Annotated in this window: 10 protein-coding genes; 6 read left to right on the top strand and 4 right to left on the bottom strand. The window is 72.0% G+C overall.

Annotation, left to right across the window (positions count from 1 at the left end; all coding sequences use genetic code 11):
• Window positions 1-121: 121 nt before the first annotated feature.
• Window positions 122-1,165, top strand: coding sequence for a LacI family DNA-binding transcriptional regulator (locus tag ACIQCJ_RS32055; RefSeq protein ID WP_402713297.1), 1,044 nt, complete (start codon window positions 122-124; stop codon window positions 1,163-1,165).
• Window positions 1,166-1,296: 131 nt separating this feature from the next.
• Here the strand turns inward: ACIQCJ_RS32055 and ACIQCJ_RS32050 are convergent, their stop codons facing one another.
• Window positions 1,297-2,556 carry a Gfo/Idh/MocA family oxidoreductase gene (locus ACIQCJ_RS32050; RefSeq protein ID WP_355335498.1) on the bottom strand — a complete coding sequence of 420 codons (1,260 nt, stop codon included), beginning with the start codon at window positions 2,554-2,556 and terminating at the stop codon, window positions 1,297-1,299.
• A gap of 70 nt (window positions 2,557-2,626) precedes the next feature.
• Between ACIQCJ_RS32050 and ACIQCJ_RS32045 the strand changes: the two genes are divergently transcribed.
• The 5 genes from ACIQCJ_RS32045 (at window position 2,627) to ACIQCJ_RS32025 (ending at window position 8,592) form a co-directional block, all read left to right on the top strand.
• Window positions 2,627-3,871, top strand: a complete 1,245-nt coding sequence (locus ACIQCJ_RS32045) for an ROK family transcriptional regulator (RefSeq protein ID WP_402713294.1) — start codon at window positions 2,627-2,629, stop codon at window positions 3,869-3,871.
• Between the two features lie 166 nt (window positions 3,872-4,037).
• Entirely contained in the window at window positions 4,038-5,294 is a 1,257-nt protein-coding gene (locus ACIQCJ_RS32040) for an ABC transporter substrate-binding protein (RefSeq protein ID WP_401854745.1), read from the top strand.
• Window position 5,295: 1 nt separating this feature from the next.
• Window positions 5,296-6,300, top strand: coding sequence for a carbohydrate ABC transporter permease (locus ACIQCJ_RS32035; RefSeq protein ID WP_402713292.1), 1,005 nt, complete (start codon window positions 5,296-5,298; stop codon window positions 6,298-6,300).
• Window positions 6,293-7,159: a carbohydrate ABC transporter permease gene (locus ACIQCJ_RS32030; protein ID WP_402713290.1), complete on the top strand. Its 867-nt coding sequence runs from the start codon at window positions 6,293-6,295 to the stop codon at window positions 7,157-7,159. Before ACIQCJ_RS32035 ends, ACIQCJ_RS32030 begins: the two co-directional genes overlap by 8 nt.
• 77 nt (window positions 7,160-7,236) lie before the next feature.
• Window positions 7,237-8,592 (top strand): spherulation-specific family 4 protein, encoded by a 1,356-nt coding sequence (locus tag ACIQCJ_RS32025; protein WP_402713289.1) that lies wholly within the window; start codon window positions 7,237-7,239, stop codon window positions 8,590-8,592.
• A 64-nt stretch (window positions 8,593-8,656) separates the two neighbouring features.
• Here ACIQCJ_RS32025 and ACIQCJ_RS32020 read toward each other — a convergent pair whose 3' ends face one another.
• From ACIQCJ_RS32020 to ACIQCJ_RS32010, 3 genes are read right to left on the bottom strand one after another with little or no spacing between them, the layout of a single operon-like run.
• Window positions 8,657-10,390 carry a dipeptide ABC transporter ATP-binding protein gene (locus tag ACIQCJ_RS32020; RefSeq protein ID WP_402713288.1) on the bottom strand — a complete coding sequence of 578 codons (1,734 nt, stop codon included), beginning with the start codon at window positions 10,388-10,390 and terminating at the stop codon, window positions 8,657-8,659.
• On the bottom strand, window positions 10,387-11,307 hold the full coding sequence (locus ACIQCJ_RS32015) for an ABC transporter permease (protein ID WP_402713287.1): 921 nt from the start codon (window positions 11,305-11,307) through the stop codon (window positions 10,387-10,389). Before ACIQCJ_RS32015 ends, ACIQCJ_RS32020 begins: the two co-directional genes overlap by 4 nt.
• On the bottom strand, window positions 11,304-12,260 hold the full coding sequence (locus ACIQCJ_RS32010; protein ID WP_355335481.1) for an ABC transporter permease: 957 nt from the start codon (window positions 12,258-12,260) through the stop codon (window positions 11,304-11,306). The genes ACIQCJ_RS32015 and ACIQCJ_RS32010 overlap by 4 nt, the downstream gene beginning before the upstream one ends.

The raw sequence follows: 12,260 nt of genomic DNA, 5'->3' as shown, positions 1-12,260 counted from the left end.
TAACCAGTGTGTGTCCTGGCGGTCAACCCTTTGGGCGCGGACGACTGCCGCCTGCACGCGTCTGCGGGACGCTCTGCGTTGAACTGCCCTACAATGAGGCGTCTCCGAGAAGGGCGGGTACGTGACAGCAGTGCGGCTCAAGGACGTCGCCGATCGTGCGGGCGTCTCAGTCAAGACTGTTTCCAACGTTGTACGCGGAATGTCGAGAGTGGCCCCCGCCACCCGAGAGCGCGTCATGGTCGCGGTGAGCGAACTGGGGTACCGTCCGAACCCGTCGGCGGTACGGCTGCGCACCGGCCGCAGCGGGCTGATCGCTCTGGCGGTGCCGTTCCTGGCCACGCCCTACTTCGCCGAACTCGCCCACCACGTCAGGACCGAGGCGTCCCGGATCGGTCTCACCGTCCTGATCGAGGAGACGCTGGGCGACCCCCGCGAGGAGCTGCGGCTGGCCACCGGGCTCGGCGCGGCCCTGCTCGACGGCGTGATCCTCTCCCCGCTCCGGGTGCCCTTCGACCAACTCGCCGCCACCACGGCCGGTTTCCCGCTGGTGCTGCTGGGCGAGCGCGAGGACGGCCGGGAGCAACTCCACGCCGACCACGTCCTGATCGACAATGTGGCCGCCGCCCGTGAGGCCGCCGCCCACCTGGTCTCGCTCGGCCGGACCCGGCTCGCCGTCGTCGGCGTGGACCGGCAGGGCTCGGCGACCAGCAGGCAGCGCCTGGAGGGCTTCCAACTCGCCCTGCACGCGGCGGGTCTGTCCTTCGACCCCCGACTCGCGCCGCGGGTCGAGGAGTTCGACCGGCGCAGCGGGCTGCGGGCGGGCCGCGCGCTGGCCGCCCTGCCCGCCGGGAGCCGCCCGGACGCGGTGTTCTGCTTCAACGACATGCTGGCCGTCGGCGCGATCCGCGCCTTCCACGAGGCCGGTCTCGCCGTGCCCGGGGACGTCGCCGTCGCCGGCGTCGACGGCAGCGAGGAGGGCCGTTACGCCACTCCCTCGCTGACGACGGTGGTGCCCGACAAAGCGGCCATCGCCTCGCTGGCCGTCACGTCACTGGCCGGCCGGATCGGCGCGGCGACCCCGCCGGGGCACGCGGTGCACGTGGCCCCGTACCGGCTGGAGGTGGGGGAGTCCACGACGGGGGTGCGGCGTCCGGTGGCCGACTGACCGGCGGTGGCGCGCGGGCCGGTCGTGTCCGGGGGCGCCGTGCGGTTTTTCCGGGGCGCGGGCCGGCCTGCTCCGGGGCGCGGGCCCGTCTGCTCCGGGGCACGGGCCGGTTTTCTCCGGGGCGCGGCTCCTCAGACCGCGGACGCGAGCGCGACGACGGTGCCGGTCGTCCTGGCCTCCTCCGCGGCCCACACCACGCGGTGGCTGGCCAGACTCGCCGCCGCGTCGGACTTCAGGACGCCGCCGTCTCCGGTGGCGACCGCCTCCAGGAAAGCGTCCATCAGCGCCTCGTCACCCCCGCCGTGACCGTCCGCGGCCGAGGCGCCCGCGGTGGTGCTGGTGTCCACGACGCCCTCCTCGCCGGTACGGAAGTCGACCGTCCTGATGGTGACGCCGTCGCCGTCGAGATAGCCGTGGGTGCCCAGCAGCCGGGTCCTGCGGTGCTCCTGCGGGGTGAAGGCGCTCATCGTGAACGAGCAGGTGGCGCCGTCGTCGAACTCCATCGAGACCACCTGGTGGTCGACGACGTCGTTGTCGCACGCGTAGACGCAGCGCCCGTAGGGACCGGTGCGCAGCGCCTGAAGGACACCGGCCTCGGTGTGGTCCTCGGTGACCGCGGACAGCGGCCAGTAGCGCCGCTCGGGGTCCTCCAGACAGTCCAGGTACAGGCGCTTGGCCGAGTACGGACAGGTGCTCTCGATCGGGCAGTCGGTGCAGCGCGCGGCGGCGCCCGCGGGGGCGGCCTCGGCCCGGAAGTGGGTGAGACTGCCGAAGGAGCTGACCCGGCGCGGCGAGCGGCCGAAGAGGTACACCAGCCAGTCGATGTCGTGGCACGACTTGGTGAGCAGCATCGGCGCCGAGGTGTCCGAGCGGCGCCAGTTGCCCCGGACGAACGAGTGCGCCTGGTGCCACCAGCCGACCGGCTCCAGGTGCTGGACGCTGACCAGTCGGCCGATCGCGCCCTCGTCCAGCATCCGCTTGAGCGTCTGCGTGTACGGGGTGTACCGCAGGACATGGCAGACGGCGAGCATGATCTTGTTCCGCTCGGCCGCCTCGGCGATCTCCGCGGACTCGGCCTCGGTGGTGGCCATCGGCTTCTCCAGGAGCACGTGATAGCCGAGGTCCGCCAGCGCGACGGCCGGTTCGGTGTGCTGTCTGTCCTGGGTGGCCACGATCGCGGCGTCGGCGAGCCGTCCCGCCGCCGCCAGTTCCGACCAGTCGGCGTACACCCGGTCCTGCGGGACGGCGAACTCCTCGGCCGCGGCGGCGCGCCGCACCGGATCGGGTTCGGCCAGTGCCACCACCCGCCCTGTGCCGGTGACCTGCGCGTGGCGTGCGTAGGTCTGTCCGCGCAGCCCGGCGCCGACGAGAGCTAGAGTCACCCGAGACATAGGATCCTTTCCTATTTATCATGGACTCTCTCATTATTAAGCGCGCAGCAACCAAACTCAAGGGGACGTCGTGACCGAGACTCCGAGCGGCGGCGACCTCTCCCGGCTCCGGCAGCTCAACTCCCTCGCCGTGCTGGGGGAGCTGAGGTCCGCACCGGCGATGACCCTGACCGAGCTGTCCCGGCGGACCGGGCTGTCGCGCGCCTCCACGGAGGACGTGGTGCGCGAGTTGCTGGACAACGGCTGGCTGGCCGAGGTGCCCGCCGCGGCCGGGATGGTGGGCCGGCCCGCCCGGCGGTTCCGGTTCCGCGCCGACGCGGGCCGTGTGCTCGGCGTGGACATCGGCGGCCACAAGATCCTGGCGCTGGTGGCGGACCTGGACGGAACGGTGCTGCACAGCGCCCGGGTCGCGGTGGCGCCGGCCATGGGCCGCAAGGAGCGCCTGGCCGCGCTGGACGGCGCGGTGGCAGGAGCGCTCGCGGGCGGCGGCCTGACCACCGGCGACCTGTGGGCGACGGGCGTGGCCACCACCGGACTGGTGGACGGCGCGGGCAGGGTGATGCTCTCCGAGGCGCTGCCGGAGTGGACCGGCGTGGACGTCGGAGCGCATCTGCGCCGCCTGGTCGGCGGCCCGGCGCTGGTCGAGAACGACAGCAAGCTGGCCGCGCTGGCCGAGTCGTGGTGCGGGGCGGCGCGTTACGCCAAGGACGTGGTGGTGATCCTCGCCGGTCTGCGGACCGGCGCCGGGCTGATCATCGACGGCAAGCTGCACCGCGGCTTCGGCAACGCGGCCGGAGAGATCGGAGCACTGCCCGCCTCGGGCTGGATCAGGGCGCAGGAGCACCTGCGCGCGTGGCCGCCGCAGGCCGGTCCCGCGCGGGAGCGCACCGGGTCGTCGGGGCAGGGGCAGGGACAGGGGCGGGGCGCGGGAGCGCACGCGGACACAGCGGTTGACCAGGAGGCCGCGGCCGAGGCGGTGTTCGAGGCGGCGCGCGCGGGCGACCGCAAGGCGGCGGCGGTGGTGCGGCGCTATGTGCGGGACGTGGCCGTCGGGACGGCGGCGCTGGTGCTGACCCTGGACCCCGAACTGGTCGTGATCGGCGGCGGTTTCTCCCGGTCGGCCGACCTGATCGCGGAGCCGCTGCGGCGCGAGCTGGACCGCTGGTGCATCCGCACGCCCGAGGTGCGCATCTCCGAGTTCGGCGACGAGGGGGTGGCGCTGGGCGCGCTGCGGCTGGCCCTCGACCACGTGGACCGGCAACTGCGCGAACGGCACGAACTGGGCGGCGTGGAGCACTTCTCCCGCCGCGTCTGACCGGGCGCGGAGACCGCTGAGAGGAATTCTTCATCTCACGGGTCTTGACTTAATTTCCATGGACTCCATGATTAATGCCACTCGACGACTCCGGCTGACGGTCCACCGCCGGGGCGTGTGGATCCTGGGAGGGCCCGGTATGCGGAAGTCGGTGCGATGGTGTGCGGTGGCGCTCGGGGTGGTGCTGGCCGCCTCGGCCTGTTCGTCGGGCGGGAGCGGCTCGGACGCGGGCGGTTCGGGCGCGGGCGGTTCGGGCGGCAAGGTCACCTTGTCGTACGGGGTGTGGGACGCGACGCAGAAGACGGCCATGGAGCAGCTCGGCCGCGAGTTCACCCGCACCCACCCCGGCATCACGGTCAAGGTCCAGCTCACCCCGTGGGCCGACTACTGGACCAAGCTCAAGGCGGCTGCCACCGGCGGCGCCGCCCCTGACGTCTTCTGGATGAACGGCCCCAACTTCCAGCTCTACGCCTCCAACGGCGTGATCCGCCCGCTGGACGACGGCATCGCCAAGGACAGGACCGACCTGTCCGCCTACCCCAAGCAGTTGGTCGACCAGTACACGTATCAGGGCAAGCACTACGGACTGCCGAAGGACCTGGACACGGTCGGCGTCTGGTACAACAAGACGCTCTTCGACGCCGCCAAGGTCCCCTACCCGAAGGCCGGTTGGACCTGGGGCGACTTCCGGAAGGCGGCCGCGGAGCTGACGGACGCGAGCAAGGGCCAGTACGCCACCGGCGCGGAGCTGACCAGCTTCCAGGAGTACCAGTACAACACCATCGCCCAGGCCGGCGGCTATGTGATCTCACCGGACGGCAAGAAGTCCGGTTACGCCGATCCGAAGACGATCGAGGGCCTGCGCTTTTGGACCGACCTGATCCAGAAGAAGCAGTCGCCCGACCTGAAGACCATGACGGACACCGCGCCGCTCCAGCTCTTCGAGGCGGGCAAGCTCGCGATGTACTGGGGCGGCTCCTGGGACTCCCTGGAATTCGGCGGCAACGCCTACACCAAGGACCGGGTCGACGTCGCCCCGCTGCCCACGGGCGAGAAGCGGGCCACGATCATCCACGGCCTCGCCAACGTGGTCTCGGCGCGGACCAAACACGCCGACCAGGCATGGCAGTTCGTGAACTTCCTCGGCTCCGAGCCGGCCGCCGAGATCCTGGCCAAGTCCGGCGCGATGCCGGCGTACAACGGCACGCAGGGCGCCTGGATCGCCGCCTACCCGCAGTTCCACCTCCAGACCTTCCTCGACGAGGTGCCGTACGGCGTCCCGTACCCGGTCTCGAAGAACACCGCCGCCTGGAACGAGGCCGAGCTGACGTATCTCACCAAGGCGTGGAACGGCCAGGAGCCGGTGGACCAGGCGGCGCGCGGGCTGGCCGCAGCGATGGACGACCTGCTCGCCAAGGAGTGACATGACCCTCACGTCCACCCCCGGCGCCGCCGGGGACCTGCAGGCGGCCACCGGCGCCCGGCCGGGGACCGGGCGGCTGTCACGGCTGCCCGGCCGCTTCCGGCGACCGCGCCGCGACCGCGTCACCGAGGCGCTGTGGGGCTACGCCTTCATCGCGCCGACCGGCCTGGGCCTCGCGGTCTTCTACCTGTGGCCGGTCGTGCAGACCGCGTACTTCTCGTTCACCCGCTGGGGCGCCTTCGGCGGCCACACCTGGAGCGGGCTGGACAACTACCACCGGATGCTGCACGACGGCGAGTTCGGCCGGGCGCTGGTCAACACCCTCGCCTACACCGGGCTCGGACTGCTGTCGATCCCGCTGGCGATCGTCTTCGCGGCGCTGCTCAACCGTCGGGGGCTGCGCGGCCTCGGCGTCTACCGCACCTTGTTCTTCCTGCCGGTGGTCACCATGCCGGTGGCGATCGGCATGGTGTGGCGCTGGCTCTACAACGGCGACTACGGGCTGATCAACTACCTGCTGTCGCTGGTCGGCATCGACGGCCCGAACTGGGTGGCCGACCCTCGGGTGGCGCTGTACGCCCTGGTCGTGGTGGGCGTGTGGAGCAGCATCGGCTACAACCTGGTGATCTTCCTGGCCGGGATGCAGGCGATCCCGCGCGAGTACTACGAGGCCGCGGAGATCGACGGCGCGGGCCCGCTGCGGCAGTTCCGCTCGGTCACCCTGCCGCTGCTGTCGCCCACCGCGTTCTTCGTCTCGGTGATCTCGGTCATCGGCTCGCTCCAACTGTTCGACCTGGTCTACGTGATGGCCGGATCGGGCGCCGCGGCCCGCTCCAACCCGGCGTTCCCGCGCCTGGAGACGGTCGTGCAGCTCTTCTACGACCGCGCGTTCGTCACCAACGACCGCGGCTACGCGGCGGCGATCGTGATGGTCCTGCTGCTGATCATCGTCGCGCTGACGGCCCTTCAGTTCCGCATGCAGAAGAGGTGGGTGCACTATGGCTGAGGTCCACACGGCCGACCGGGCCGCGGACCGGCCCGCCCGCCGCTCCCGGCGCGGACGTCATCCGCTGGTGCACACCGTGCTGATCGCGGCGTCGCTGGCGATGGTCGCGCCGTTCCTCTGGCAGATCGTCACCTCCCTGAAGTCGCTGAGCGACGCGACCCATGTGCCGCCGTCGCCGCTGCCCGGCGGCCACTGGGACAACTACGGCAAGGTCTTCGACCTGCTGCCGTTCGGCCGGCAGTTTCTCAACACGCTGCTGATGTCGCTCGGGCGGACGCTCGGCCAGGTCGTGCTGTGCCCGATGGCCGCCTACGCGTTCGCGCGGCTGCGCTTCCCCGGCCGCGGGATGCTCTTCGGGCTGTTCCTGTCGGTGCTGATGGTGCCGCCGCAACTGTTCATCATCCCCCAGTACCAGATCATGTCCGACCTCGGCTGGCTCAACAGCCTCCAGGCGCTGATCCTGCCCGGCATGTTCAGCGCGTTCGGCGTCTTCCTGCTCCGGCAGTCGTTCCTGGCCCTGCCGAAGGAGCTGGAGGAGGCGGCGCGCATCGACGGCGCGGGGCCCTGGCGGATCTACTGGTCGGTGATGCTGCCGCTGGTCCGCCCCGGACTCGTCGCGCTGGCGGTCCTCGCGCTGCTGTGGTCCTGGAACGACCTGTTCTGGCCGCTGGTGGTCAACACCGACCCGGACAAGATGACCCTGTCCGCCGGACTGGCCTCGCTCCAGGGGCAGTTCCAGACCGACTACCCCGTGCTGATGGCCGGATCGCTGCTCGCCTCGCTCCCGGTCATCGCCGTCTTCGTGCTCCTGCAACGGCAGTTCGTGCAGGGAATCGCGCACACCGGGGTCAAGGGCTGACGCTTCCTGTCCCCCTGGTCCCACCCCCTGATCCCACCCCCTGTTCACGCAACCCCCCACCGTCGAAAGGGGATCACATGTCCCTCATCCGATCACTCGCACGCACCCGGTCGCGGCATCGCCTCACCGCCGCGCACCGGACCAGGGCCGCCGTGAGCGCGGCGGTCGCCGCCGCGCTCGCGCTGACCATGTCCGGCACGCTGTCCGGCCGGGCGAGCGCGGCAGCCGGAGCGCAGCATCTGGCCGTACCCGCGTACTTCAACCCCTCGGACGCCGCCGGCCGCGCCTTCTGGACCCAGATCGACCAGGCGGGGTCCCGCGTCGGCATCGCCGTCGCGAACCCCTCCAACGGGCCCGGCACCGCGGTCGACAGCGGCTACGCCTCGGCCGTGAGCGCGGCGGCCGGAGCCGGGGCGAAGGTGCTCGGCTACGTCGACACCGGCTACTTCGGCACCACAGGGCGTACCACCCGCGGCGGACAGACCAGCGTCGCCGCGTGGACCGCGCAGATCAACGCCGACGTGGCCAACTGGTACTCCTGGTACGGCTCGTCGGGCCTCGCGGGCATCTTCTTCGACGACGCCCTGGGCGACTGCGGCTCGGGCGACGCGCACGTGAACCTCTACAGCGGCATCAACTCCACCACCAAACAGGCCCACCCGGGCGCCCTCACCGTCGACAACCCCGGTTCGCCCGCCGAGTCCTGCTACGCGTCGGCGGCCGACGTCCTGGTGATGTTCGAGAACACCTACAGCGTCTACGCCTCCTGGACCGCGCCCGACTGGGAGCTGCACTACGCCAACCCCGACAAGTTCTGGCACCTGGTCTACGACACCCCGGCGCAGGCCGACATGGAGAACGCGGTCGCACTGAGCAAGCAGCGCAACGCCGGTTATCTGTACGTCACCCCGGACAACCTGCCCAATCCGTGGGACACCCTGCCCACCGGCGCGTACTGGTCCGACGAACTGGCGAAGGCCGCTGCCGCCGGATCGGGCGGGTCCGGGGGCACCGGCGGCTCCGGCGGGGGCACCGGGTGCACCACCACCGCGGGCTCCGGCGCCATCACCTCGTACTCGGCGTGCGCCTCGGCGGGCACGGCCGTATTCAAGGCGACCTTCAACAGCTCCGAGAGCTTCCATCACGTCTTCATCAACACCGACGGCAACACCGCGACCGGCTACCAGGCGCCCGCGCCGTCGTCCTCACCGCTCGGCGCGGACTACATGATCGAGAACGGCTCCCTCTACCGCAGCACCTCGACTGGCTGGGCGTGGGCCGCGGCCACACCGGCCCCGACCACCACGATCAGCGGCTCGACGTACACCTGGACGCTGCCGCTGACCGCCCTCGGCTCGCCCAGGGGCACCCAGCAGGTGGAGTTCAACGCCGGCACCGCCTACACGCCGGTGGTCTCCTTCAGCGCGGGCTAGAACCGCCCGCGCCAATGTCCGTGCCCGGCCCGCGACGAACCGCAGGGCGGGCACGGACGACCGGTCACCGGACGAGGCTGCCCGGCACGGAGGCCAGCAGTTCCCGTGTGTACGGGTGGGAGGGCGCGGCGAAGACCTCCTTCACCGTGCCGCTCTCGACGAGCCGTCCCGCCCGCATCACGCCGATCCGTGAGGCGATCTGGCGGACGACGGCCAGATCGTGCGAGATGAAGAGATAGCTGAGACCGAGCTGGTCCTGGAGACCGGCGAGCAGATCCAGGATCTGCGCCTGCGACGACACGTCGAGCGCGGAGACGGGCTCGTCGCAGACCACCAGATCCGGGTCCAGCGCCAGCGCGCGGGCGATCGCGACCCGCTGGCGCTGGCCGCCGGACAGCTCGGAGGCGCGGCGGCCCAGGAACGCGGCGGGCAGCCGGACCAGGTCCAGCAGATCCGCCGCCCGCCGGGCGCGCTCGGCGCGGGAGCCGATCCGGAAGGCCCGCAGCGGCTCGCAGACGATCTCCGCGACGGACATCCGCGGGGACAGCGAGGCGTACGGACTCTGCTGGACGATCTGCATACGGCGGCGCAGTCGGCGCAGCTCACCGCCGTCGAGGCCGGTGATGTCCCGCCCGTCGAAGGTGATCCGCCCGGAGGTCGGCTCGGTGAGCCGTACGAGCATCCGCGCCGTCGTCGACTTGCCCGAGCCCGACTCGCCGACGAGGGCGACGGTCTCGCCCCGGCCGACCCGCAGGCTGACGCCGTCGACGGCCCGTACGCCGAGGCGCCGGTCCGCTCGGCGGCCGGGGTACTCCTTGACCAGGTCCTCGGCCACGACCAGGTCCTCCGCCGCGCCCGGCTCCCCGGCCACGAGCGGCGCTTTCCCGGCGACCGGGCCGGCTCCGTACGCCCGCTCCCGAACGGACCGGAACGCGGCTCGTGACCGGGCCGGAGCCGGTACCGGCGACCGGGCCAGACTCGGGGCCGCCGCGAGCAGGCCGCGGGTGTAGGGGTGCTCCGGTTCTTCGAGCACCTGCCGTACGGGTCCGGTCTCGACGACCTCGCCGCGCGACATGACACTCACCCGGTGCGCCCGGTCCGCCGCGACCCCGAGGTCGTGGGTGATCAGCAAAACCGCGATGCCCCGGTCCCGGGTCAGCGTGTCGATGTGGTCGAGGATCGTCCGCTGGACGGTGACGTCCAGCGCGCTCGTCGGCTCGTCGGCGATGACCAGCCGGGGCCGCGCGGCCAGCGCGATGGCGATCAGCACCCGCTGGCGCATGCCGCCGGACAGCTCGTGCGGGTACTGGCGCGCGACCCGGACCGGGTCGGGCAGTCCCGCCTCGCCGAGCAGGTCGAGGGCCTGCCGGGCCGCCTCCGCCCGGTCGGCTAGCCGGTGGATGAGCAGCGCCTCGGCCACCTGGGACCCGACCCGCCGCACGGGATTGAGCGACAGCATCGGGTCCTGCGGGATCAGGCCGATCTCCCGGCCCCTGAGCCCGCGCAGCCCCGTCTCCCCGGCGCGCGCCACGTCGGCGCCGTCGAAGAGGACGGACCCCGCGTCGAGCGAGCCGCCGCGCGGCAGCAGCCCCGTCACCGCGAGCGCCGCCGTGCTCTTGCCCGAGCCCGACTCGCCGACCAGGGCGACCACTTCGCCCGGCTGGACGGTCAGGTCGACGCCGCGGACGGCGGGCACGGTTCCGGTGCGGGTGCGGTAGGAGATCCGCAGACCCCGGATGTCGAGCAACGGACCTGCGGACGGCGGGGATGCGCCGTCCGTCGGTGTCGTGTGCGTCATCGGTCCTCCGTGTCTTCGCCGTCGAGGGAGCGGGCGATGCGATTGGCGGCGAGCACGGTGGCCGCGATCACCAGCCCCGGCAAGGTGGTGAGCCACCAGGCCGTGGCGAGGTAATTGCGGCCGTCCGAGACCAGCGAACCCCACTCCGGCGCCGGGGGCTGCGCGCCGTAGCCGAGGAACGACAGCGAGGACACCTGGAGGATGACCGCGCCGAAGTCGATGGCCGCGTAGACCAGTACGGGACCGGCCGCGTTCGGCAGCACGTGCCGCCACAGCACCGCGGGCCATCGGGTGCCCGAGGCCCGCGCCGCCTCCACATAGCCGGACCCCGCGACCTTCAGTACCTCGGCGCGCATGATCCTGGTGAAGGTCGACACGCTGGTCACCCCCACGGCGAGGGCCACCTTGACGGTGCCGAATCCCAGCGCCGTCACCAGCGCGAGCGAGAGCAGCAGGCCGGGAATGGACAGCAGGACGTCGGTGAGCCGCATCAGCGTGTCGTCCACGACCCCGCCGAGGTAGCCGGCGAGCAGCCCCGCCAGCGACCCGACGACGAGTCCGACCAGTACGGCAAGCCCGCTCGCCTGGAGGGTGAGCAGGGCGCCGTGCACGACACGGGCGAAGACGTCGCGGCCCAACTGGTCGGTGCCGAAGAGGTGTTCCGCGCTCGGCGCCGCGAGCTTGTCCCGCGGCGCCGCGGCCAGCGGATCGCGGGAGGTGAGCAGCCGGGGGAAGAACGCGGTCGGCAGCAGCACCGCGATCAGCAGCGCCGACAGCAGCAGCCCCGGCCGCGTCAGCCAGAACCGCGCGTACCGGCGGGGCCGGGACCGCGGGTGCGGCGACCGCGCGGGCTCGGCGCGGGTCAGGTCCGCGCCCGGCCCCGCGGTGTCCGCGTCCGGGAGGCTCAGTTCGGTCATGTCCGCACCGTCGGCTTCGTCGTCGCGGTGATCCGCGGGTCCAGCAGGGGCAGGAGCAGGTCGACGGCGAGAGTCGTCAGGACGAACGTGACGGCGCCGAGGACGACGACGCCCTGGACGACCGGGATGTCCTGGGCCGTCACCGCCGCGGCCGTCTCACGCCCTATCCCGGCACGGGCGAAGACGGTCTCCACGACCACCGCCCCGGCCAGGAGATTGCCGATCATGATGCCGACCAGGGTCAGCGGGGCGATCGACGCGTTGCGCAGGGCATGTCCGAACAGCACCCGCCGCCGGTTCGCCCCCTTGGCCAGGGCCGTCTGGACGTACGGCTCCGCCAGTGCCGTGCGCAGACTCTTGGCGAGAACCTGCGCGATGAGCGCGGCACCGGGCAGCGCGAGCGTGACGGACGGCAGGACCAGGGAGTCGAAGCCCTCGTCGCCGAAGGCCGGGAAGACATGCCAGCGGAACGAGAACAACTGGACCAGCACCAGCCCCACCCAGAAGGTCGGCGCCGACACCCCCAACGCGGGTAAGGAGAGCAGGAGCTGGCGCAGCGGCCCGCTCCTCGTCCAACTGGCCAGCAGCGCCACGGCGCTGCCCAGCACCAGGGCCAGCAGCAGGGCGCTGGCGGCCAGTTGGACGGTGGTCGGGAGGTCGTGGGAGAGCAGCCGGGTCACCGGGACACCGTTCTGCACCGACCGCCCCAGATCGCCGTGCAGGGCATGGAGCAGCCTGGTGCCGTACTGCTCGGCCAACGGCTGGTCCAGGCCGTACTGGTGGCGCAGTGCCTCGGTCTGCGCCGGGGTGACCGTACTGGCGTCGCCGCCGCCCGCCGCCATGATCGTCGCCGGGTCGCTGGGCAGCAGGTACAGCACACCGAAGGACACCGTGTAGGCGGCCCACAGCACGAACACGGCCTGGAGCAGCCGCCGTAGGAGATAGGTCCTCAT

The organism is Streptomyces sp. NPDC093221 (assembly GCF_044753885.1).
Classification (GTDB): domain Bacteria; phylum Actinomycetota; class Actinomycetes; order Streptomycetales; family Streptomycetaceae; genus Actinacidiphila.
This window is presented reverse-complemented; position numbering and strand designations above follow the sequence as displayed.

Bases quoted from the DNA above. Each gene is read 5' to 3' on its own strand.
- ACIQCJ_RS32050 (WP_355335498.1), bottom strand. From the start codon at position 2,556: ATGTCTCGGGTGACTCTAGCTCTCGTCGGCGCCGGGCTGCGCGGACAG.
- ACIQCJ_RS32035 (WP_402713292.1), top strand. From the start codon at position 5,296: ATGACCCTCACGTCCACCCCCGGCGCCGCCGGGGACCTGCAGGCGGCC.
- ACIQCJ_RS32030 (WP_402713290.1), top strand. From the start codon at position 6,293: ATGGCTGAGGTCCACACGGCCGACCGGGCCGCGGACCGGCCCGCCCGC.
- ACIQCJ_RS32025 (WP_402713289.1), top strand. From the start codon at position 7,237: ATGTCCCTCATCCGATCACTCGCACGCACCCGGTCGCGGCATCGCCTC.
- ACIQCJ_RS32020 (WP_402713288.1), bottom strand. From the start codon at position 10,390: ATGACGCACACGACACCGACGGACGGCGCATCCCCGCCGTCCGCAGGT.
- ACIQCJ_RS32015 (WP_402713287.1), bottom strand. From the start codon at position 11,307: ATGACCGAACTGAGCCTCCCGGACGCGGACACCGCGGGGCCGGGCGCG.
- ACIQCJ_RS32010 (WP_355335481.1), bottom strand. From the start codon at position 12,260: ATGAGGACCTATCTCCTACGGCGGCTGCTCCAGGCCGTGTTCGTGCTG.